The organism is Micromonospora haikouensis (assembly GCF_000876225.1).
Taxonomy (GTDB): domain Bacteria; phylum Actinomycetota; class Actinomycetes; order Mycobacteriales; family Micromonosporaceae; genus Micromonospora; species Micromonospora haikouensis.
This window is the reverse complement of the sequence record NZ_JXSX01000001.1, coordinates 1,925,393-1,948,586: the sequence shown is the minus strand read 5'-3', so window position 1 is coordinate 1,948,586 and position 23,194 is coordinate 1,925,393. Positions and strand designations below refer to the sequence as shown.

Annotated in this window: 15 protein-coding genes; 4 read left to right on the top strand and 11 right to left on the bottom strand. The window is 74.6% G+C overall.

The features are described 5' to 3' along the window. Positions 1-61 precede the first annotated feature (61 nt). Positions 62-1,345, bottom strand: a complete 1,284-nt coding sequence (locus TK50_RS08610) for an ABC transporter substrate-binding protein (RefSeq protein WP_043962252.1) — start codon at positions 1,343-1,345, stop codon at positions 62-64. Between the two features lie 304 nt (positions 1,346-1,649). Between TK50_RS08610 and TK50_RS08605 the strand changes: the two genes are divergently transcribed. After that, positions 1,650-2,669, top strand: a complete 1,020-nt coding sequence (locus TK50_RS08605) for a LacI family DNA-binding transcriptional regulator (RefSeq protein ID WP_043962251.1) — start codon at positions 1,650-1,652, stop codon at positions 2,667-2,669. A 33-nt stretch (positions 2,670-2,702) separates the two neighbouring features. Here the strand turns inward: TK50_RS08605 and TK50_RS08600 are convergent, their stop codons facing one another. After that, positions 2,703-5,354, bottom strand: a complete 2,652-nt coding sequence (locus TK50_RS08600; protein WP_241773959.1) for an EAL domain-containing protein — start codon at positions 5,352-5,354, stop codon at positions 2,703-2,705. A gap of 289 nt (positions 5,355-5,643) precedes the next feature. Here TK50_RS08600 and TK50_RS08595 point away from each other — a divergent pair, with 289 nt between their 5' ends. Beyond that, positions 5,644-6,018, top strand: a complete 375-nt coding sequence (locus TK50_RS08595; protein WP_199485988.1) for a PH domain-containing protein — start codon at positions 5,644-5,646, stop codon at positions 6,016-6,018. 23 nt (positions 6,019-6,041) lie between these two features. Here the strand turns inward: TK50_RS08595 and TK50_RS08590 are convergent, their stop codons facing one another. Continuing rightward, entirely contained in the window at positions 6,042-6,968 is a 927-nt protein-coding gene (locus TK50_RS08590) for a 2-hydroxyacid dehydrogenase (RefSeq protein WP_043962249.1), read from the bottom strand. 63 nt (positions 6,969-7,031) lie between these two features. On the opposite strand from TK50_RS08590, the gene TK50_RS08585 reads away from it, so the two are divergent. Next, a complete protein-coding gene (locus tag TK50_RS08585; RefSeq protein WP_043962248.1) occupies positions 7,032-8,204 on the top strand; it encodes a PQQ-dependent sugar dehydrogenase in 1,173 nt (390 codons plus the stop codon). Positions 8,205-8,274: 70 nt separating this feature from the next. Next, the gene (locus tag TK50_RS08580; RefSeq protein ID WP_043962247.1) at positions 8,275-9,801 is read left to right on the top strand and encodes a metallophosphoesterase; all 1,527 of its coding nucleotides are present in this window, start codon (positions 8,275-8,277) and stop codon (positions 9,799-9,801) included. Positions 9,802-10,367: 566 nt separating this feature from the next. Here TK50_RS08580 and TK50_RS08575 read toward each other — a convergent pair. The 8 genes from TK50_RS08575 to TK50_RS08540 all read right to left on the bottom strand — a co-directional run bounded on the left by TK50_RS08575 (position 10,368) and on the right by TK50_RS08540 (position 23,191). Continuing rightward, positions 10,368-12,725, bottom strand: a complete 2,358-nt coding sequence (locus tag TK50_RS08575) for a transketolase-like TK C-terminal-containing protein (RefSeq protein ID WP_043964119.1) — start codon at positions 12,723-12,725, stop codon at positions 10,368-10,370. Positions 12,726-12,841: 116 nt separating this feature from the next. Further along, positions 12,842-14,338 carry an Asp-tRNA(Asn)/Glu-tRNA(Gln) amidotransferase subunit GatB gene (gene gatB, locus TK50_RS08570; RefSeq protein WP_043962246.1) on the bottom strand — a complete coding sequence of 499 codons (1,497 nt, stop codon included), beginning with the start codon at positions 14,336-14,338 and terminating at the stop codon, positions 12,842-12,844. 13 nt (positions 14,339-14,351) lie between these two features. Beyond that, a complete protein-coding gene (gatA, locus tag TK50_RS08565; RefSeq protein WP_043962245.1) occupies positions 14,352-15,827 on the bottom strand; it encodes an Asp-tRNA(Asn)/Glu-tRNA(Gln) amidotransferase subunit GatA in 1,476 nt (491 codons plus the stop codon). Next, positions 15,824-16,129: an Asp-tRNA(Asn)/Glu-tRNA(Gln) amidotransferase subunit GatC gene (gene gatC, locus TK50_RS08560; protein ID WP_007075103.1), complete on the bottom strand. Its 306-nt coding sequence runs from the start codon at positions 16,127-16,129 to the stop codon at positions 15,824-15,826. Before gatC ends, gatA begins: the two co-directional genes overlap by 4 nt. Before the next feature lie 148 nt (positions 16,130-16,277). Further along, positions 16,278-18,677: a putative bifunctional diguanylate cyclase/phosphodiesterase gene (locus TK50_RS08555; RefSeq protein ID WP_043962243.1), complete on the bottom strand. Its 2,400-nt coding sequence runs from the start codon at positions 18,675-18,677 to the stop codon at positions 16,278-16,280. Positions 18,678-18,857: 180 nt separating this feature from the next. Further along, a complete protein-coding gene (ligA, locus tag TK50_RS08550) occupies positions 18,858-20,993 on the bottom strand; it encodes an NAD-dependent DNA ligase LigA (protein ID WP_043964117.1) in 2,136 nt (711 codons plus the stop codon). Positions 20,994-21,760: 767 nt separating this feature from the next. After that, a complete protein-coding gene (locus TK50_RS08545; protein WP_043962242.1) occupies positions 21,761-22,774 on the bottom strand; it encodes an ADP-ribosylglycohydrolase family protein in 1,014 nt (337 codons plus the stop codon). A gap of 48 nt (positions 22,775-22,822) precedes the next feature. Continuing rightward, positions 22,823-23,191, bottom strand: coding sequence for a VOC family protein (locus tag TK50_RS08540; protein WP_199485987.1), 369 nt, complete (start codon positions 23,189-23,191; stop codon positions 22,823-22,825). Between the last annotated feature and the right edge of the window lie 3 nt (positions 23,192-23,194).

The following is a 23,194-nucleotide window of genomic DNA, read 5'->3' as shown; positions in this document are numbered from 1 at the left end:
CGGGGGCCGGGGCGGCGACCGGTGGCGGGGCCGGGCCGCCCCGCCACCGGTCGCCGGGGCGTCAGGACCTGCTGGCCTTCTCGGCCTCCTTGACCGCCTCGGCCCAGGCGGCGTCCGGCTTCAGCGTCCCGTTCTCCACCCGCCGGATGACGTTCTCCACGTTCACCCGCGTCGGGCCGTTCTTCTTGCCCTGGTACTGCGGGGTGAGGCCCTGCGCCATCTTCGGGAAGATCTGCCCGACCGGGGCGTCGTTGAAGAACGGGTTCTTGAACTCGGCGATCGCCGGGTCGGCGTAGAGGGCCGGCTGCGACGGCAGGTTGCCGACCTTCTTGAAGATCTCGATCTGCTGCTCCGGCTGCACCAGCCACTCCAGCAGCTTGTACGCCTCGTCGACGTTCTTGCTCTGCTTGGGGATGGTCAGGAACGAGCCGCCCCAGTTGCCGCCGCCGCCGGGCACGGCCGCGATGTCCCACTTGCCCTCGGTGCCGGGGGCGGTGTCCTTGATGTGGCCGAGCATCCACGCCGGGCAGGCGAGGACGGCGAACGCGCCGCTGGTGAAGCCCTTGTCCCAGTCGGCCTGGAAGCTGACGAGCTTGGCGGAGATGTCGGCCTGCAGCGCCTTGACGGTGTAGTCGAAGGCGACCTTCGGGCCGCCGTCCATCTGGAGCTGCTCCTGCTCGTTGTAGAAGCCGGCCTGCTGCTGGCCGAGGATCGGGTTGAACAGGTTCGTGCCCGAGTCGATGAACTTCTTCTTGGTCTTGCCGGTGTACTGCTGGCCGACCTCGATGAACTTGTCCCAGGTGGGCCACAGCGCGGAGACCTGGTCGCGGTCGGTGGGCAGCCCGGCGGCGGCGAACAGGTCGGTGCGGTAGCACATGGCCAGGCCGCCGACGTCGGTGCCGAGGCCGATCTGGGTCTTGCCGTCGGCGGAGAGCGTCTGCTTCCACTTCCACGGCAGGTACTTGCTCTCGAACGAGCCGGCGCCCTTGTCGAGCAGGTTGACGAACTTGTCGGACTGGCTGCGGAACTGCACGACGTAGCCCTCGTCGATGGCGGCGATGTCCGCCGCGCCCGAGCCGGCGACCAGCTTCTTCTGCAGGTCCTCGTGCTGGGCGTTGTACTCGCCCGAGTTGAGCTGGATCTTGACGTTGGGGTGCTCGGCCTCGTACTTGGTCTTGAGGTCCTGGAGCCCGAAGTCGCCCCAGAAATTGATCTTCAGGGTGACCGTGCCGCCACCCGCGTCGTCACCGCCGGTGGTGCTCCTGCCGCTGCACGCGGCCACCATGGTCAGGCCGACCGCCCCCACGGCGACCGCGCGGGCCCAGTGGCTCCAGGACCGTCTCATGTCTTCCTCCGAGCAAGATGGAAACGCTCCCGACATCGAGAGACGTTGACTGAACCGGATAAGTGACGCCACCGTACGGGCCGACCCCACCAGTGTCAACGGCCGGTTAACTGGGTGCCTGTTCCGTAACCTTTCGGTGCCCTGCGCAGGCTTAACCGCGCAAGCGCAGCCCCGGGGCCGCGCCACGCACGGGGCCCGGCCCCGACCGCCGGCCCCACCCGGTTGCAGTAGCGTGAGGGCCGCCGGCCACCCCGGCACCGTGCACCCGCCCCGGGGCGGGCCGAGCAAGTGGAGGAACACGCCGGTGAAGCGGCCGACCATCGCCGACGTCGCGCGGCGGGCCGGGGTCTCCAAGGGCGCGGTCTCGTACGCGCTGAACGGGCAGCCCGGCGTCTCCGAGGCGACCCGCCAGCGCATCCTGGCCATCGCCGCGGAGATCGGGTTCAGCCCGAGCAGCGCCGCCCGGGCGCTCTCCGGCGCCAGCGCCAACGCCGTGGGCCTCGCCCTGTGCCGCCCGGCCCGGATACTCGGCATCGAGCCGTTCTTCATGGAGCTGATCAGCGGCGTCGAGGCCGAGCTGTCCGCCCGCTCGTACGCGCTGACCCTCCAGGTGGTCGCCGACCCCGACGCCGAGATCGCGGTCTACCGCCGCTGGTGGGCCGAGCGCCGCGTCGACGGGGTCTTCGTCTGCGACCTGCGCACCGACGACCGGCGGGTGCCGGCGCTGGAGGAGCTGCAACTGCCGGCCGTGGTGATCGGCGGCCCCGGGCACACCGGCGGGCTGGCCCACGTCTGGTCCGACGACGCCACGGCGCTCGTGGAGACCGTGGAATACCTGGTCGCCCTGGGGCACCGCCGCATCGCCCGGGTCGGCGGCCTGCCCTCGCTGCTGCACACCGAGGTCCGCAGCGACGCCTTCACCGAGGTGTGCGCCCGGCTCGGGCTCGACGAGTCGGTCACGGTCTGGTCGGACTACACCGGCGAGGAGGGGGCCCGGGCCACCCGGCGGCTGCTCAGCTCCCCGCACCGCCCCACCGCCGTCATCTACGACAACGACGTGATGGCGGTGGCGGGCCTGTCCGTGGCCCAGGAGATGGGCCTCACGGTCCCCGGCGACCTGTCCATCGTGGCCTGGGACGACTCGCCCCTGTGCCAGCTCGTGCACCCGCCGCTGACGGCGCTGGGCCGGGACATCCCCGCGTACGGCGCGCACGCCGCCCGGCAGCTGCTCCAGGTGATCGCGGGCGAGCCGGTCAGCGGCGTGCAGGGCGAGACGGCGCACCTCACCCCCCGGGGCAGCACGGCACCGCCCCGGGCGCGGTGAGCAGGGCCAGGGTTCACTGAACCGGTTAAGCAGTCACCGGGACGCCGACGGGAACTCCTCGAAGTACGCCTCCACCCGCTCGGCGGTCGCCGGGCGGGCCAGCGCGTGGCCCTGCCCGTACCGGCAGCCGGCCCGCGCCGCCGCGTCCACCTGCGCCGGGGTCTCCAGCTCCGCCGCGACGACCTCCAGACCGAGGCGTTGGCCGAGGCCGACCACCACGTCGGTCAGCGGCGGTCGCACCGGCCCGCCCGCACCGGCCGCGTCGGGTCGGTGCGCGGACGACGCCGCCGGGGCCAGCTTCAACAGGTCGACCGGGAGCCGGCGGAGCTGGGCCAGCGAGGCGTGCTCGGCCCGGAACCCGTCCAGGGCCGTGCGGACGCCGAGCGACCGCAGCCCGGCGAGCCGGGCCACCACCGCCGGCAGCTCCGGGCCGACGCGGGGCTCGGCCACCTCGACCACCAGCCGGTCCGCCGGCACCCCGTGTGTGGCCAGCACCGCCGCCGTGCGGGGCAGGAAGTCCGGCGCGGTCAGCTCCCCCGGGGTGACGTTCACCGACATCCACAGCCGCCGGTCGCCGGCCGACCAGTCGGCGAGCTGACGGCACGCCCGGTCCAGCACCCAGCGGCCCACCTCGCCGATCAGGTCCAGGTCCTCGGCGACCGGCAGCAGCTCGGCCGGCAGCACCGTGCCCAGCACCGGGCTGCGCCAGCGCAGCAGCGCCTCCGTGCCCACCGGCAGCCGGTCGGCCAGCCCCAGCACCGGCTGGTAGACCAGGTCCAGCTCGCCCCGGGCCACCGCGCCGGGCAGCTCCCGCTCCAGGTCGAGCCGGCGCACCAGCTGCTCCTCCAGGTACGCGTCGTACCACTCGATGCGGTCCCGCCCGAGCTGGGCGGCCCGGCGGCGGGCCAGGTCCGCCTGGCGCAGCACGTCGTCGGGCCCCGCGCCGCCGACCTCGGCCAGGCCGACGTTCGCCTGCAACCGGACCGCCTCGTCGCCCGCCATCCGGTACGGCTCCGCCAGCGCCGCCAGCAGCCGGGTGCCCAGCCCGTACGCGAGCACGGGGCCCACGTCGGTGAGCACCGCGAACTCGTCGCCCACCAGCCGGGCCACCAGGTCCTCCGGGCCGGCCACCGCGCGCAGCCGGCGGGCCACCTCGACGACGACCGTGTCGCCGAACGCGTGCCCGCGGCCGTCGTTGACCGCGCCCAGGCCGTGCAGGTCGACCACCAGCAGCGCCCCCGACCCGCCCCGGCGGGCGCGCAGCTCGCGCAGCAGCTCCCGCCGGTTGGCCAGCCCGGTGAGCTGGTCGGTCGCGGCCAGCTGGTGCACCGCGCGTTCCAACCGGCGACGCTCGCCGACGTCGCGCACGTGCAGCACGAGCGCGCGGACCTCGGGCACGCCGCGCTGGTCGCTCACCGTCGACTCGGTCTCCCGCCACGCCCCGCGCCCGTCGCGCATCCGCGCCGGCAGCAGCGTCGGCCGGTCGCCGGCGAGCACCCCGTCGAGCAGCCGCGCGATCCGCCCCGCGTCGTCCGGGTGCAGCAGGTCGGCGAAGTGCCGGCCGAGCACGTCGGCGTCGGTGAGGGCGAAGAGCCGGGCCGCCGCCGGGGACTGCCAACGCACCCGCAGCGCGTCGTCCAGCAGCAGGATCAGGTCGTTGCCGCCGGAGACCAGCGCGCGGAAGTGCGCCTCCTGGGCGGCGAGCCGGCCGGCGTACCGGCGGTTGTCGGTGGCGGAGATCAGCTCCCGGACGACCAGCGGGGGAATCACCGCCAGGCCGATCAGGACCATGCCGGTGCTGAACGGGCCGTATGCGGCCAGGTGCCCGGCGGCGGCCAGGGTGGCGATACCCGCGGGCGCGCTGACCCGGGGCCAGACCGGCGGCGGGCCCCCCGCCCGCCTCGGGTCGCCGGCGGCCACCCGCCGAACCCCGGCTGCGGTGAGCAGCACGCCGGCCACCAGCGGCGGCACGGTCGCCAGGGCCGCCCAATCCGGCGCGCCGTAGGCCAGCAGCACGATCAGCGCGAGCAGGCCGAACTGGGCGGCCCCGGTGCCCAGGAGGCAGATCGCCGCGCCCGGGCGGCGGCGCCAGTCGGCCAGGACCGCCACGCCGACCGCCGCGAAGCCGAACCCACCGGACGCCACCGCGATCCGGGCGGCGAGCGGGGCCTGCTCCGTCGGCAGCAGCACCCAGGCGGCGAAGTGCAGGCTCAGGCCCAGGCTGACGATGTCCGTCGCGTGGCGCACCCGGGCGCGCGCCGCCAGCCGGGACCGGCCGGGCAGCAGGAGCAAACCGACGGTGTGCAGCACGGCGGCGAGACCGAGCCCCGCCGCGCCGACGGCGACGCGCAGGCCGGCGGCGACCAGCGGCAGCACCGCGACGGTCAGCCCGACGGAGAGCACCGCCGCGTGGAGCAGCCCGGCGGCGGGCCGCACCCGCGGGCCACGCCACGGACCGGGTCGCGCGACGTCGTCCCCGGCGGGGTCACCGCCCCGGGCCGGAACGACCAGCCGGGACAGCCGGGCCCCGGCGAGGGCGCTGCCGGCGGCCCCGGCGAGCGCCACCACGGCCAGCGGCGGGACCGCGCCGACCAGCCCGGCGAGGACGAGCAGCACCACCGCCGCCAGCACCAGCAGGTCGGCGGGGCGCAGGCGGACAACGCCTGAGGGGTACGCGACGGGCACGGCGGTCGCCTTCGTGAGGGGGCACGGGCGGATGCGGTACGGCGGTGCGTCCCGGCACGGTGGTTGCGGTCACCGGGCCGGGATGATCGGCGGTGTCGCCCGGTGGACGGGCCCGCCAGCGGCATGGCATGGCGCGGCGGGTGGACCCGCCCAACACGGGAGAACGATTCATCGTCACCGCCGGACGCGGACGCGGCGGACCGGGTGGGCGTGATTCGGGTCACTGCCCCCCGCCGGCCATCCGCCGCCCGGCCGGCGGATCGCACCGGCCGGGTGGGATCATCTCCGGGTGCGTACCGAGACCGTCCGCTTCCGCCACAACCAGGCGATCCTGGTCGCGGCGGTGATCGCCTTCATCGGGGCCCTGCCGCTGGCCAGCGCCGGGTGGTATTTCGTGCCCGTGCTGCTCGTCCCGCTGGCGATCGGGGTCTGGGCCTGGCGGGCCGGCACCGAGGCCGACGCCCGGGAGCTGCGCCTGCGGGCGCTGGCCGGGCAGCGCCGGGTCGCCTGGGACCGGGTCGTCGAGCTGGGCGCCGACGCCCGGGGCCGGGCGGTCGCCCGGCTCGACGACGGCGAGCTGCTCGTGCTGCCCGGGGTGCGCGGCAGCGAACTGCCCCGGCTCGTCGCGGCCACCGGCCAGAACCTGCCCGGCCGGGCCGCCTGACCCCACCGCCGTGGGCCGGTCGGTCAGTAGCCGTCCGACACCGCGTTCACCAGCGGCTCCCCCGCGGCGAAGCGCCGGACCTGCTCGGCCACCAGCCGGTACGCCCGGGGCAGCAGCCCGCGCACCGAGCCGGCGACGTGCGGGGTCAGCAGCACGTTCGGCAGCTCCCACAGCGGGTGGTCGGCGGGCAGCGGCTCCGGGTCGGTGACGTCCAGCGCGGCCCGCAGCCGCCCGGTCGTCAGCTCGGCGACCAGCGCGTCGGTGCGGGCCACCGGGCCGCGCGCCGCGTTGACCAGCAGCGCGCCGTCGGGCATCGCGGCGAGGAACTTCTCGTCGACCAGGCCGCGCGTCGCGTCGGTCAGCGGCACCAGCACCACCACCACGTCGGCCTCGGGCAGCAGCGCCGGCAGCTCGTCGACCCCGTGCACCCCCTCGGCGGGACGCGGCGTGCGGGCGACCAGGGTGAACGTCACCTCGAACGGGGCGAGCCGGGCCCGCACCGCCGCGCCGATCGAGCCCGCCCCGACGATCAGCACCCGCTTGCCGGCCAGCTCGTCGGTCGGGCAGAGCCGGTCGTAGGCCCACTCGCGGCGGGACTGGGCGAGGGCGAAGGCGGGGAAGCCGCGCACCTGGGACAGGATCGCGGCGACCACCCACTCGGCCGTGCCGACGTCGTGCACGCCGCGCGCGTCGCAGAGCGTCACCCCGGGCGGCACCCGGCCCGCCCAGGCGTCCGCGCCGGCCGAGAGGAGCTGCACCACCCGCAGGTCGGGCAACCTCCCGAGCAGGGCGGTGGCGTCCACGCCGGAGAGGAACGGTGGCACCCAGAACCGGACGCCGGCCACCTCGGAGGGCAGCCGCGACGGGTGCTCGGCCACCTCGACGGTGACCCCGGGCGGCAACTCGCCGAGCAGGGCGCGGCCGGCGGGGTGCGGAATCCATACCTTCACGGACGCCGACGATAGCCGGTGCGGGCCCCGTCACGGCACCGCCGGGCGGCTAGGCTGGGCCGGGTGAGCACCGGAGCCCCGTACCCCCGCAAGAGCCCGCTGCGGGCGGTCGTCGCGGCGTCCTGCGCGGCGCTGCTGCTGGCCGCCGCCGGGTGCAGCTTCGGCGAGCCGGAGCCGGACCCGGCCGGCGAGCCGCCCAACCTGCCCACCCCGTCGGCCTCCGCGCCCGCCGGGGCCGGCCAGCAGGTGGTCACCACGGTGCTGGCCAAGGGGCTGCGGGTGCCGTGGGGCATGGCGTTCCTGCCCGACGGCGGCGCCCTGGTCACCGAGCGGGACAGCGGCCGGATCCTCCAGGTCGGCCCCGGGTCCGGGCGCGACGGGCTGACCGTCACCGCCGTGCGGACCGTGCCCGGCGTGGTGCCCGGCGGCGAGGGCGGGCTCATGGGGATCGCGGTCTCCCCCACCTACGCGACCGACCAGACGATCTTCGTCTACCACACCGCCGAGAACGACAACCGCATCGTCAAGCTGGACCTCGACGGGGCGCCCACCCCGATCCTGACCGGCATCCCCAAGGCCGGCATCCACAACGGCGGCGGGCTCGCCTTCGGGCCGGACGGCTTCCTCTACGCGAGCACCGGCGACGCCGGCAACCGGGAGGCCGCGCAGGACCAGAAGAACCTGGGCGGCAAGATCCTGCGGATCACCACCGCCGGCAAGCCGGCCCCGGGCAACCCGTTCGCCGGCTCGCCGGTCTGGTCCCTGGGCCACCGCAACGTGCAGGGCCTGGCCTGGGACGCCGGCAAGCGGATGTACGCCGTCGAGTTCGGCCAGAACACCTGGGACGAGATCAACCAGATCACCAAGGGCGGCAACTACGGCTGGCCCCAGGTCGAGGGCCAGGCCGACGACCGGCGGTACGCCGACCCGCTGGTGCAGTGGCGCACCACCGACGCCTCCTGCTCGGGCCTCGCGGCGACCGACCGGCTGCTGGTCACCGCCTGCCTGCGCGGGCAGCGGCTGTGGCTGGTCGAGCTGACCGACACCGGCACGGTGCTCGGCCAGCCCCGGGAGCTGCTCACCCGCCGGTACGGCCGGCTGCGCGGCGCGATCGCCGCCCCCGACGGGTCGGTCTGGGTCACCACCTCCAACCACGACGGGCGGGGCCAGCCGGCACCTGAGGACGACCGGATCCTGCGGCTGGTCTTCACCGACGGCGGCGCGGGCCGCAGCTGACCCGCCGCCGGACGCAGGCCGGAATCCCGGGTTTGCCAAGATCCTTCACTGGGCAGGTCAGAATCTCAGCATGGACGGGCAGGAGAACGAAGAGCGCAGCGCCGGCAAAGCCGCGCCCCGCACGGCCGGGCGCGGCCGGGTCCGCCGGCTGGGGGTGGTCCTCGCCGTCCTGGTGATCTCCCTGGCCGGGGCGGTCATCGGCACCCTCGCCGGCGGGCGGGTGCACACCGACATCGGGCCGTTCCGCGCGGAGCTGAGCCTCACCCCGTCGCTGGAGGGCGGCACCACCGTCGACATCCCGCCGCTGGGCGCGCTCCAGCTCGACAGCCACGACGGGCCCACCCACCTCACCGTCGGCCTCGGGGCCCTCGACCAGCGGCGCACCGAGGCGCTGATCGACGACCCGGCGAGCATCAGCCGGGCCAGCCAGTCCGCCGTCACCGACGTCCGCAACGGGGTGCTGCGCCTCGGGCTGCGCACCGTCGGCGCGGCGGTGCTGGTCACCCTCGTCCTCGCCGGGCTGGTGTTCCGCGACACCCGGCGCACCGCCTGGGCGGGCGGGCTGTCGCTGCTGGTCACCGCCGGCAGCCTCGGCCTGGCCGCGTCCACCATCCGCCCGCAGGCGATCGAGGAACCCCGGTACGAGGGGCTGCTGGTCAACGCCCCGGCGATCGTCGGTGACGCCCGCCGGATCGCCAACGACTACACCAAGTACGCCGAGCAGCTCCAGCGCCTCGTCGGCAACGTCAGCCAGCTCTACACCACCGTCTCCGCCCTGCCGGTGTACGAACCGGCCCCCGGCACCACCCGGGTCCTGCACGTCTCGGACATGCACCTCAACCCGACCGGGTGGCAGCTCATCCGCACGGTCGTGGAGCAGTTCGGCATCGACGTGGTGATCGACACCGGCGACATCACCGACTGGGGCAGCGAGCCGGAGGCGTCGTTCGTCGGCTCGATCGGCCTGCTCAAGAAGCCGTACGTCTACATCCGGGGCAACCACGACTCGGGCAAGACGGCCGCGGCGGTGGCCCAGCAGCCCAACGCGATCGTGCTGAACAACTCGACCACCACCGTCGCCGGGCTGACCATCGCCGGCATCGGCGACCCCCGGTTCACCCCCGACAAGGAGACCTCCCCGGCCGGCAGCGGCCTCACCAAGCAGGTGGCCGACCAGGTGATCGGGGCCGGCGACCAGCTCGCCGTCACCGTGCGCGAATCGCCCAAGCCGGTGAACATCGCACTGGTGCACGACCCGGCGTCGGCGGGGCCGCTGTCGGGCACCTGTCCCCTGGTGCTCGCCGGGCACACCCACGCCCGGCAGGTCTCCAAGCTGCCGCAGGTGCCGGGCCAGATGCCGACGCAGCTGATGGTGGAGGGGTCCACCGGCGGCGCGGGGCTACGCGGCCTGGAGGGCGAGAAGCCCACCCCGCTGTCGATGACGGTGCTCTACTTCGACAAGGAGAAACTGCTCCAGGCGTACGACGACATCACCGTCGGCGGCACCGGTCAGGCGCAGGTCAACCTGGAGCGACACGTGGTGCAGAACCCGAAGGCCGGCGACCAGGTGCCGGTCACCCCGACCCCGACCCGCTGACCCGGCTGCCCGCCCACCCCGCTCGCCCCTGCTCACCCCCACTCACCCCCGGCGCTCCACTACCCTCGCCGCCCGAGCGCCCGCGCGGGCCGCCGGTACGGGGCAGCACTGGCCCGGCCGCCGGTACGGGGCAGCACGGGCCCCGACCTGCGGGCCGCGGACCTGCCGTGGACCTGCCGCAGGCCCTACCGCGGACCTACGAAGCCACGGTCAACCGTGACAGTGTGTCACCGAGCAGCGCCTGCCGACCCACCCCGTCGCCCCCTTTGCTCTGCACCCATCGACGCAACAGTCACCCTCGGCAATCACCCCACCAGAGGTCGATCGGGGAGTGTCAACCGTTTCCCCTGATCAGCGGCAGTGTTGCGTCGATGGGTGCAGAGCAAAGGGAGGGCAAGGTGAGGTGAGGCCGACGGAGAAGGTCACGGAAAGCTACAGAGCAGCTTGGACCACGGAGCGCAACGAACCGCAGCCGTTGGGCGCAGGACCGGCGGGACCGGCGCGGGGCAGCAGGCGGCGGCGGGAGCGCAGCGAGGGGCAGCGGCCGGGGCGGGGCGGGGCGGGGGTCAGCGCAGCGAGAGGGCGGCCAGGGCCGCGTTGACGATGCTGCCGGGCAGCAGGTCGTGCAGCTCGTACAGCTCGCGGACGCTGCCCGACTGGCCGAACTCGTCCACGCCGAGCGGCACAGCCGGGGCGCCGACGGCCGAGCCGAGCCAGGCCATCGCGTGCGAGGCCGCGTCGTGCACCGTCACCACCGGCACCCGGTCGACGAACGCCGACCGCAGCGCCCCCGGCACGCTCGGCACGGTGGCCGTCCGCACCCCCTGGCGCAGGGTGCGCTGCCACGCCCGGTAGAGGCGGTCCAGGCTGGTCACGTCCACCACGTGCGCGGCCACGCCCTCCTCGGCCAGCTCGGCGGCGGCGGCCAGCACCTCCGGCAGCACCGCGCCGGAGGCGGCGAGCTGCACCACCGGCGCGTCGGCCAGCTCCGGGTGCGCCGCGTGCGCGTCGACCAGCCGGTACGCCCCGGCGACCGCCTGCCGGCGCAGCACCGCGTCGCCGAGCCGCGCCCTGGCCGCCTCGAAGGGCGCCTGGTCGATCGGGCGGGTGCTGAGCCGGAAGTAGTACGCCCCGTCCTCGACCGGCGCGGCCGTGCTGGCCGGCGTGCCCCCGGCGGCGATCTGCCCGAGGGCGTCGCAGAGCAGCCAGTCGAGGGTGGCCGCGTACGCGGGCTCGACGAACGTCACGCCGGGCAGCTCCAGCCCCACCGACGCGGTGATCGTGGACTGGTGCGCGCCGCCCTCGGGGGCGAGGGTGATGCCCGACGGGGTGCCGGCGACCACGAACCGGGAACCCGAGTAGGTGCCGTAGAGGAACGCGTCGAGGCCGCGCAGCACGAACGGGTCGTAGACGGTGCCGACCGGCAGCAGCGGCTGCCCCGACAGGTCCCACGACAGGCCGAGCTGGCCGAGCAGCAGGAACAGGTTCATCTCCGAGATGCCCAGCTCGATGTGCTGCCCAGCGGGGCTCTCGGTCCAGCGCAGCATCCGGTCCTCCGTCCAGGACCGCTGCTCGGTCGGGGCGAACACCCCCGTCTTGTTGATGAACCCGGCGAGGTTCGTCGAGGTGGCGACGTCGGGCGCGGTGGTCACCAGGTAGGGGGCGACGGCCTCGTCGCGGGCCAGCTCCACCAGCACCCGACCGAAGACCTCCTGGGTGGAGACGGGCCGGTTCGCGCGTACCCTCGTGGTTTCCGGGACGGTGACCGGCAGCGCCCGCCCGGCCGGCGGTCGGGACAGCGCCTCCCGGCGCGCGCCGGCCCGGATGCCGGCCGGCGACGCCGGGTCGAGGCGGTCCCACTCGGTGGCGGGGGTCAGGCCGTGGGCCGCGCGCAGCGCGTCGACCTGCTCGGTGGTGAGCAGCGCCGAATGGTTGCGGGGATTGCCGGCGATGGGCAACCCCCAACCCTTCACGGTGTACGCGAAGACGACGCTGGGCCGGTCGGTGACCGCGTCGCACTGGGCGTACGCGTCGAGCATCGCCTGCAGGTCGTGCCCGCCCAGGTCGGTGACCAGCGGGGCCAGCTCGTCGTCGGCGACGTCGGCGATCAGCTCCGCGATGCCGGCCGGCGCGCCGTCGCAGAACCGCTCCCGCAGCGCCGGCCCGGCCAGCCCGAACAGCGACTGGTACTGCTCGTTGGGCATCGCGTCGATCCAGTCGCGCAGCGCCTCCCCGCCCGGCCGGGCGTACGCCTGCGCGAGCCGGCGGCCGTACTTGACCTCGACGACGTGCCAGCCGGCGGCTTCGAACTGGCCGCGCCACTGGTTGATCCGCACCCCGGGCACGACCCGGTCGAGGGACTGCCGGTTGAAGTCGACCAGCCACATCACGTTGCCCAGGCCGGTGGTCGCCGGGTCGGCGACGGCCTCCCAGATGTTGCCCTCGTCCAGCTCGGCGTCGCCGATCAGCGCCACGAACCGGGAGCGGGGGCGCGCGCCGAAGTGCGCGTCGACGTACCGGCGGGTGACGGCGGCGAACAGCGGCGCGGCGGCGCCGAGGCCGACGGAGCCGGTGGAGAAGTCGACGCCGTCGGGGTCCTTCGTGCGCGACGGGTACGACTGGAGGCCGCCCCGGGCGCGCAGCCGCGTCAGGTAGGACCGGTCGAGGTTGCCGAGCAGGTATTGAATCGCGTGGAACACCGGGGAGGCGTGCGGCTTCACCGCGACCCGGTCGGCGGCGTCGAGGTGGGCGAACCACAGCGCGGTCATCGCCGTGACCAGCGACGCGCTGGACGCCTGGTGCCCGCCGACCTTCACCCCGTCGCCGGTGTCCCGGTCGTGGTTGGCCGCATCGACGATGCGGGTGGCGAGCCAGAGCACCCGCCGCTGGATCTCGTCGAGGACGTCGAGGTCGTGCTGGTTCACGGGTTGCTCCATCCGGGCGTCGCCGTTGACGCCCCGCGAGGGGGGTGGGGGTGTGGGGGTGTCAGGAGGGGGCCCTTCCTATGCAGAAAGCGTTAGGAAGGGCCCCTCCTTGCGTCTCAGGCGCCGAGGCGGGAGAGGATCAGCTCGCGGACCGTCTTCGCGTCGGCCTGGCCGCGGGTGGTCTTCATGACCGCGCCGACCAGCGCGCCCGCCGCCGCGACCTTGCCGCTGCGGATCTTCTCGGCGATGTCCGGGTTGGCGGCGATCGCCTCGTCCACGGCGGCGGTGAGCGCGCCGGTGTCGGAGACGACCTCCAGGCCCCGGGCGGTCATGATCTCCGTCGGGGAGCCCTCGCCGGCCACCACGCCCTCCAGGACGCTGCGGGCCAGCTTGTCGTTGAGCTTGCCCGCGTCGACGAGGCCCTGCAGCTCGGCGACCTGCGCCGGGGTGGCCCCGACGTCGGCCAGCTCCACGCCCGTCTCGTTGGCGCGGCGGGACAGCTCGCCCAGCCACCACTTGCGGGCGGCGGCGGGGGTGGCCCCGGCGGCGACGGTCGCCTCGATCAGCTCGACCGCGCCCGCGTTGAGCACCGACTGCATGTCGGCGTCGGACAGGCCCCACTGCTCCTGGAGGCGGCGGCGGTGCAGCCGGGGCAGCTCCGGCAGGGCCGCCTTCAGCTCGGCCACCCAGGCGGCGTCCGGGGCGAGCGGCACCAGGTCCGGCTCCGGGAAGTAGCGGTAGTCCGTCGCGGTCTCCTTCGACCGGCCCGGGGTGGTGTCGCCCGTGTCCTCGTGGAAGTGGCGCGTCTCCTGGGTGATCCGGCCGCCCGCGTCGAGCACCGACGCCTGCCGCAGCATCTCCGAGCGGACCGCCCGCTCCACCGAGCGCAGCGAGTTGACGTTCTTGGTCTCGGTGCGGGTGCCCCACTCCTGACCGGGCAGGTTGAGGGAGGTGTTGACGTCGCAGCGCAGCGACCCCTCCTCCATCCGCACGTCGGAGACGCCCAGCGAACGGATCACGTCGCGCAGCTCGGTGACGTACGCGCGGGCCACCTCGGGGGCCAGCGCCCCGGTCCCGGGGACCGGCTTGGTGACGATCTCCACCAGCGGGATGCCGGCCCGGTTGTAGTCGACCAGCGACTCCGTCGCGCCGTGGATGCGGCCGGTGGCCCCGCCCACGTGCAGGGTCTTGCCGGTGTCCTCCTCCAGGTGCACCCGCTCGATGCCGATGCGGACCAGCTCGCCGCCCACCTCGACGTCGAGGTAGCCGTCGACGCAGAGCGGCTCGTCGTACTGGCTGATCTGGAAGTTCTTCGGCATGTCCGGGTAGAAGTAGTTCTTCCGGGCGAACCGGCACCACGAGGCGATCGAGCAGTTGAGCGCCAGGCCGATCCGGATCGTCGCCTCGATCGCCGCCTTGTTGGCCACCGGCAGCGACCCGGGCAGGCCCAGGCAGACCGGGCAGACCCGGGTGTTGGGCTCGCCGCCGAAGTCCGTCGGACAGCCGCAGAACATCTTGGTGTTCGTGCCCAGCTCGACGTGGGTCTCCAGGCCGATCACCGGCTCGTAGCGGGCGACGACGTCGTCGTACGCGGGCAAGGTCGTCGTGCTCATCGGTGCTCCTGCCTCACAGTGCCGGTGGGGTGAACGTGCCGACCGCGGACTCCAGCGCGGCGGCGACCCGGTACATCCGGTCGTCGGCCATCGTGGGGGCCATGACCTGCAGGCCGACCGGCAGCCCGTCGGAGAGGCCGCACGGCACCGAGATGCCCGGCCCGCCGTACAGGTTGGTCGGGATGGTGTAGAGGTCGGCCAGGTACATCTGGTACGGGTCGGAGGTGCGCGCGCCGATCGGGAACGCCACGAACGGGGTGGTCGGCGAGATCAGCGCGTCGACCCGCTCGAACGCGGCGGTGAAGTCCCGGGTGATCAGGGTGCGGACCTTCTGCGCCTGCCCGTAGTAGGCGTCGTAGTAGCCCGAGGAGAGGGCGTACGTGCCGAGCATGATCCGGCGCTTGACCTCGGGGCCGAAGCCGGCGTCCCGGGTCAGCGACATGACCTCTTCGAGGGACCGGTTGCCGTCGTCGCCCTCCCGCAGCCCGAACCGGACGCCGTCGAAGCGGGCCAGGTTCGAGGAGCACTCGCTCGGGGCGATCAGGTAGTAGGCCGGCAGCGCGTACTTGAAGTGGGGGCAGGACACCTCGACGATCTCCGCGCCGAGCTTGGCCAGGGCGTCGACGGAGTCGCGGAACGCCGCCGCGACGCCCGGCTCCGCGCCCTCGCCGGAGAACTCGGTGACCACGCCCAGCTTCACGCCGGTCAGGTCGCCGGTCGCGCCGAGCCGGGCGGCGGCCACCACGTCGGGCACCGGCTGCGGGATGGAGGTGGAGTCGCGCGGGTCGTGGCCGCCGATGGCCGCGTGCAGCAGCGCCGCGTCGAGCACCGTACGCGCGCACGGGCCGGGGGTGTCCAGCGAGGAGGAGAACGCCACCAGGCCGTAGCGGGAGGTGCCGCCGTAGGTCGGCTTCGCGCCGACGGTGCCGGTGACCGCGCCCGGCTGGCGGATCGAGCCGCCGGTGTCCGAGCCGATGGCCAGGGGCGCCTCGTACGCGGCGAGCGCGGCGGCGCTGCCGCCACCGGAGCCGCCGGGGATGCGGTCGGTGTCCCACGGGTTGCGGGTCGGCCCGTACGCCGAGTATTCCGTGGAGGAGCCCATCGCGAACTCGTCCATGTTGGTCTTGCCGAGCATCACCGTGCCGGCGGCGCGCAGCCGCTGCACGATCGTCGCGTCGTACGGCGGGCGCCAGCCCTGAAGGATCTTCGACCCGACGGTGGTCGGCACGCCCTTGGTGGTGAGCACGTCCTTGACGGCGACCGGCACGCCCGCGAGCGGGCCGAGTTCCTCACCGGCGGCCCGGCGCTCGTCGACGGCGCGGGCGGCGGCGAGCGCGCCGTCGGCGTCGACGTGCAGGAAGGCGTTCACCCGGCCGTCGACGGCGGCGATGCGGTCCAGATGGGCCTGGGTCACCTCGACGGCCGAGGTCTGGCCGCCGGCCACGAGGCCGGCGATCTCGACGGCGGTCAGCTTGGTCAGGTCGGTCATGACGCCACATCCTCGTCCAGGATCCGCGGGACACGGAACCGCTGCTCCTCGGCGTCGGGCGCGCCCGACAGGGCCTCGGCCGGGGTCAGGCCGGGCACCACCACGTCCTCGCGCAGCACGTTGGTCAACGGCACGGAGTGGGACGTCGGCGGGATGTCCGCCGCGGCGACCTCGCCGACCTGGGCGACCGCCTGGAGGATCGTGTCGAGCTGGCCGGCGAAGGTGTCCAGCTCCTCCTCCGTGACGGCGAGCCGCGACAGTCGCGCCAGGTGCGCGACCTCCTCGCGGGAGATGGCGGCCATCAGTGCCCCCTTCTGGCTGTCCTGCTGCATCTGGCGGTGGCTTGCCGCGCGCCGGCAACGACGATGACACGCGGTGACCGCAGCGAGTCTATTGCCCGGCACCGGCCGGGCGTCCCCGACTCCCCCTGCGGCCGGCGCGGCGGCGGGGTCAGCGGGCCTGCGGGGGCCGGCTCTCCGCCTCGCGGGCCGCCGGCCGCAGCGGCCGGTAGCGGGCCAGCCAGTCGGTCAGCTCCCCGGCGGGCATGGGCCGGGCGTAGAACCAGCCCTGCGCCACGTCGCAGCCGGCGGCGTGCAGCAGCCGCCACGTCCGCTCGTCCTCCACGCCCTCGGCGACGACCCGCAGATTGAGCGCCCCGGCCAGCTCGATCATCGACCGGACGATCGCGGCGTCGTCGGCGTCGTCGGCCATCCCGAGCACGAACGACCGGTCCACCTTGACCTCCGACAGCGGCAGCCGGCGCAGGTGCTGCATGCTGGAGTAGCCGGTGCCGAAGTCGTCGAGCGCGATGGCCACGCCGATGGCGTGCAGCCGCGAGATGGTGGCCAGCACCCGCCGGGGGTCGGCCATCAGCGCGCCCTCGGTGATCTCCAGTTGCAGCCGGTCGGGCCGGACGCCGTAGCGGGCCAGCCGGTCGGCGATCTGGTCGGCGATCTCGCCGGTGTGCAGGTCCCGGACGCTGACGTTGAGCGCGGCCCGCAGGGTGATCCCGGCCGCCGACCACTTCGCGAGCTGCTCCACCACGTCGTCGACGACCCGGCGGGTGAGCAGCCGCATCACGGCGCTCTGCTCGGCGACCCGGATCAGCTCCTCCGGGTCGACCATGCCCCGGCGCGGATGCCGCCAGCGCAGCAGCGCCTCGACGCCCACGACCTCGCCGGTGGCGATGGCGACCTGCGGCTGGTAGTACATCGTGATCCGACCGGCGCCGTCGGCGTCGCCGCGCGCCGGCCCGGCCTGCGGCGCCGGCCCCACGGCGTCCGCCCCGCCCGGCTCGACGTCGGGCTCGGCGGCCCGCCGGCGGATCGGGTCGGCGGCGGTGACGATCCGGTTGATCAGGTCGTCGGGGTGGTCCGGCTCCGCGCGTTGCCGGTGCCGGCGGGCCCGCCACCGGCCCGGCCCGGCGGGTGCAGGCCGTCCCGCGTCGACCGGCCCGCCCGCCGCCGCGGGGAGGGCCGCCGGCAGCGCGGCCCCGTCGCCGCCGCGCGCGCCGACCGGCGCGTCGCGCTCCGCCGACCCGACCGGCCCCGCCTCGAGTACGCGCCGCAGGTCGGCCAGGAGCCCCAGCCGCTCGGCCGAGTTGTGGTCGGACTCGGCGGCGTAGACGGCGATGGTGTCGTTGCGGTGCTTGGCGTCGTACATGGCGACGTCGGCGTGGCGCATCAGCGTGGCGAAGTCCTCGCCGTGTTCGGGATACATGGCGATGCCGATGGAGCCGCCGACGTCCAGCGGCAGCCCGTCCAGCGACACCGGCTCGGCGAGCGCGGCGACCAGCCGCTCGGCCGTGGCGCGGGCGGCGTCCACGCCGGCGAGCCCGGTGCTGACGATGGCGAACTCGTCCCCGCCGAGGCGGGCGAGCAGGTCCCGCTCCCCCACCGCGCCGGCCAGCCGGGCGCTGACCTCGATCAGCAGGCGGTCGCCGACGGCGTGGCCGAGCGCGTCGTTGACGTTCTTGAACCGGTCCAGGTCGATCAGCAGCAGCGCGAGCTGGGCGTCCGGTTCGTTGCGCGCGGAGCGCTCGGCGTGCAGGTGGACCTGCTCGGCGACCTCGGCCAGCAGCGCCTTGCGGTTGGGCAGGCCGGTGAGCGGGTCGAGCGCCCCGAGATGCTCCTGCTCGGCGGCGAGCCGGGCCATCCGGTACACCGCGAACAGCGGCACCAGCACCAGCGGGATCAGCGCGGCGCTGGCCCGGGCGGCGGCCACCAGCACCGGGGCGAGCAGCAGCAGCGACCCGGTGGAGATCAGCTCGTACCCCAGGCCGGACCGGACGCCAGGCCACCAGCGGTCCGCGAAGCGCAGCCGGATGGCGGTGCTGACCAGGCCGTAGTTGACCGCGAACCAGACGGCGGTCGCCGCGCCCACCGCCAGCACGTCGACCGCGCGCAGCCGCCCGCCGGCGAAGATGCTCCCCGGCCCCAGGGCGGTGACCGCCGAGGCGGCGGCGAGAGCGCAGGCGTACTGGGCGGCGTTGAAGCCGGAGCGCCACGCGGCGTGCCCCATCCGCCAGCCGGAGACGACCACCGCCACGGTCTGCACGGCGACGGCGGGGCCCAGCCCCCAGCCGAGCAGGATGGCGAAGGTGAAGCAGGTGGACGGGAAGACCGCCGACGACTGCCGCCGCCCGGGCGGCACGAACGGCCGCGCGTCGCAGACGACGGCGAGCGCCGCCATCGTCCAGAACGCCGCCGGCAGCTCGGCGAGCCGGCCCGCCAGCGCGGCCAGCGGCCCGGCGGAGAGCAGCACCGCCAGCGCGGCGACGGCGGCGACGAAACCGAAGAAGGGCGTCGCGCGTCCCGGCGGGACGGAGTTTCGCGGATCGGCGGCCTCCATCGCACCTCCCGGGCAGCGGTCGCGGCGGGCCCTGCGCCCGCCGTGACCACCATGAAACGCCCTGGGTGCCGCTTTTCAGAGATGACAGCCGCGAATCGGTCCTAGTCGTAACTAACTTGGTATACGCGGCCAGGTGCGGTCAAGGTGCACCGGCGGCCGCCCGCTGCGGGCCCGCTCGGGTCACTCGCCGACCTGGGCCACCTCCCGGGCCGCGTCCGGGCCCTGGTCGAGCAGGACCCGGAAGCCGTCCTCGTCGAGCACCGGCACCTTCAGGGTGGCCGCCTTGTCGGCCTTGGACCCCGGGTTGTCGCCCACCACCACGAAGCCGGTCTTCTTGGAGACCGAGCCGGTCACCTTTCCGCCCCGCACCTGGATCGCCTCGGCGGCCTGGTCGCGGGAGAACCCGCTCAGGGTGCCGGTCACCACGACCGTGAGCCCCTCCAGCGGGCGCGGCCCCTCGTCGCCGGCCTCCTCCGCCATCCGTACGCCCGCCTCGGCCCACTTGCGGACCACCTCGCGGTGCCAGTCGACGGTGAACCACTCGACGATGCTGGCCGCGATCGTCGGGCCGACGCCGTCGACCGAGGAGAGCTCCTCCTCGCTGGCGGCCTGGATCGCCGCCATCGACCGGAAGTGCCGGGCGAGGGCCTGGGCGGCGGTCGGGCCGACGTGCCGGATGGAGAGCCCGACCAGCACCCGCCACAGGTCGCGTTCCCGGGCCACGGCGAGGTTGTCGAGAAGCTTGGCGGCGTTGCTGCCGAGGCTGCCGTCCTTGTTGACGAAGAACGGCGACCGGGCCAACTGCTCGGCGTCGAGCCCGAACAGGTCTCCCTCGTCGGTGATGACCTGCGCGTCGAGCAGCGCCGCCGCGCCCTTGTAGCCGAGCACCTCGATGTCGAACGCGCCCCGGCCCGCGAGGTGGAAGACCCGCTCGCGCAGCTGCGCGGGGCAGCTGCGGCTGTTGGGGCAGCGGATGTCGACGTCCGCCTCCTTCTCCGGGCGCAGGGCGGTGCCGCAGGAAGGGCAGTCCGCTGGCATCTCGAACCGCTTGGCGTCGGCGGGGCGCAGGTCGACCACCGGGCCGAGCACCTCGGGGATCACGTCGCCGGCCTTGCGGATCACCACCGTGTCGCCGATCAGCACCCCCTTGCGCTCCACCTCACGGGCGTTGTGCAGAGTGGCGTAGGCGACAGTGGAGCCGGCCACCAGGACCGGCTCGAGCAGGGCTCGCGGGGTCACCCGGCCGGTGCGCCCGACCTCCACCTCGATGTCGAGGAGCTTGGTGTTGACCTCCTCCGGCGGGTACTTGAAGGCGATCGCCCAGCGCGGGGCCCGGCTGGTCGAGCCGAGCCGGCCCTGGATGGAGACCGGGTCCACCTTGACCACGACCCCGTCGATCTCGTGCTCGACGTCATGCCGGTGCTCGGCGTAGTACGCGATGAACTCGGCGACGCCGGCCAGGTCGGGCACGACCCGCCAGCGGTCGCTGGTGGGCAGCCCCCACGAGCGCAGCGCCGCGTACGACTCGGACTGCGCCGTCGGGGTGTAGCCGCGCCGGGCACCGATGCCGTGCACCACCAGCCGTAGCGGCCGGGAGGCCGTGATCCGGGGGTCCTTCTGCCGCAGGCTGCCCGCGGCGGCGTTGCGCGGGTTGGCGAAGGGCGCCTTGCCCTGCTCGACGAGGCTCGCGTTGAGGTCGGCGAAGCCGGCGATCGGAAAGTAGATCTCGCCGCGCACCTCGACGAACTCGGGCACGTCGGGGAAATCGTCGGACGGCGTCAGCCGCGCCGGCACGTCGCGGATGCTGCGGACGTTGGCCGTGACGTCCTCGCCGGTGCGCCCGTCGCCCCGGGTGGCGGCCCGCACCAGCCGGCCCTTCTCGTAGGTGAGGTTGATCGCCAGCCCGTCGACCTTGAGCTCGCAGAGGTAGGGCACCGGGCCGCCCGCGTCCCGCTCCACCCGCTCGGCCCAGGCCGCCAACTCCTCGTCGGCGAACGCGTTGTCGAGCGAGAGCATCCGCTCGGCGTGGGTGACCGGCGTGAAGTCGGTGGAGAAGGTGCCGCCGACCCGCTGGGTCGGCGAGTCGGGGGTGCGCAGGGCGGGGAACTCGGCCTCCAGGGCCTCCAGCTCGCGCAGCTGCCGGTCGAAGTCGGCGTCGGAGATGGTGGGGGCGTCCAGCACGTAGTAGCGGTACTGGTGTTCGGTCAGCTCCTGGCTGAGGGTGGCGTGCCGCTCCCGCGCCTCGGGGGTCGGCTCGGGGCCCGCCGCCGCCTCCTGCGCCGGGCTCACCTGCTGTGGAACGGCTTCCTCGGACATGCTGCCGGCTTCGGACACCGTGTCGACCTCCCTGTTCACGCTACCCCCGCACCGTATCGGGACGGTGGGACAATCCGCGGCCTGGGCGGAGCAGCCGGCGTCACGCGAGGGAACATGGGCAGTTGCGGTGCCTAGGGAGCTGAGTCACCAACGACATCACCCCCGCCACCGGTCCACCCGCCGCCAGCCCCCGCCGCCGAGCCACCCACCGCCCAGGCCACCCGCCACCAGGCCACCCCCACCCCGCCATGATCGTCTGCTGACGATGGAGACGACACGCCGACGCCCGTCTCCATAATCAGCAGACGATCATCGCTGGCTTCGGCACACAGCCTGCCCTGTCGCTGCGTCTCCCCGGGAACGCTGCACCATGTCCGATGCGCTCCGGCCGGCAACGAGTCGGCATCAGCGTGTGCGGGTCGACCTGCGGCCTCCAGCCTGCGCCCGACCCGCCTCAACTGGGAGCGGTCGGGACAACGCGAGCAGCGCGTTCACGCCGCCACATTGCCCCACCGCCCTACCGCCACAACGCTGCCGGGCCGCTGGCGCACCGTCGAGCATGTCGCCGCCCGTGGTCGGGCTGCCTCGCAGGGCGCTGATGTCGTATTCGACTCAGCTCCCTATGTGCCGGCAGCAGTCATCCGCCCTCGACCCGCCGCCGGCTCGCGGGCGGGTCGAGAGGCAGGGGAAGAGAGCAGTCAGGGAAAGAGAGCAGTCAGGGGGAGAGCCGTCGGGGGCGAAGAGAGAGGCAGTCGGCCGGGGAGCAGTCAGTCGAGTCCGGCGGCGAGGGCGGCGAGCTGGTCGGCGTACTCGATGCGGGTGGCCCAGTCGGTCGGCCAGGCCGGCAGGCCGTGCGCCGCGCCGACGAACGCGCCGGCCAGGGCCGCGATGGAGTCGGAGTCGCCGGCGGTGGTCGCGCCGCGCGCCAGCGCACCGACCGGGTCGTCGGCGTGCCACAGCGCGCAGAGCAGCGCGGTCGCCAGCGCCTCCTCGGCCACCCACCCCTCGCCGGTACGCCGGCACGGGTCGTCGCCGTCGTCGGGGCGGGTCAGGGTGGTGGTCAGGCGGCCCAGGGCGCCCAGGCACTCGTCCCAGCCCCGGGCGATGAACTCCTGCGGCGAGTCGACGCCGGGACGCTGCCACAGGTCGCCGAGCCAGTCCGACCGGTAGACCCGGCGCTGCTCCCGGGCCCGGTCGGTGAGCAGCGCCGGGAGCTCGGCCAGCGCCGCGCCGTCGCGCAGCAGGCGGACCGCGTACGCCGTCAGTTCGCTCGCGGCCAGCCCGGTCGGGTGGCCGTGGGTCAGGCCCGCCTGGAGCTGGGCGAGACCGGCCAGGGTGTCCAGGTCGACGGCGAGCAGCCCGACCGGGGTGACCCGCATGTTGGCCCCGCAGCCCTTCGAGCCGGCCACGGTGGCCTCCTGCCAGCGCACCCCCCGGGACAGCTCGGCGCAGGCCCGCAGGCAGGTCATGCCCGGCGCGCGGTTGTTGTCGGGGCTGACCGCCCAGGCCAGGAAGCGCTCGCGGAGCAGCGGCTCGACCGCCGCCGGGGTGAGCGCGGGCGCGTCGTGCAGCGCCCAGGCCACCGCGAGCGCCATCTGGGTGTCGTCGGTGACCAGCGCCGGGTCGCCCTCCAGCTCCCGGGGGCCGGACGGGCCGTAGCGGCGGTGGATCTCGGCGACGGTCAGGAACTCGGTCGGGCGGCCCAGCGCGTCACCGTAGGCCAGGCCGAGCAGCGAGCCGGAGGCCCGCCGGAGCGAGGAGTCGATCACCCGTGTGATCATGCCGCGCCCCGGCGATCCCCGCCATGCGACGGGACACAGGCGGGCGGGTCAGTCCCAGCAGAGGCAGAACGGGTGGCCGGCCGGGTCGGCGTAGACCCGGAACCCCTCCCCCTCGCCGTCGAGCCGGCGCGCGCCCAGCGCCAGCACCGCCCGCTCGGCCGCCTCGACGTCGGTGACGGTGATGTCGAGGTGGAGCTGCTGCGGCCGCTCCGGGTCGGGCCAGGTCGGCGGGCGCAGGTCGGGGGCGCGCTGGAAGGCCAGCCGGGGGTGTTGCCCCACCGGGCCGCCGAGGACCACCCACTCGTCGCCGTCGGAGTCACCCTCCGCCACCGGCAGGCCCAGCAGCTCGGCGTAGAACGCCGCGAGGGCACGCGGATCGGGGCAGTCGACGACCGTGCTACGCAGTTGTCCGATCATGTG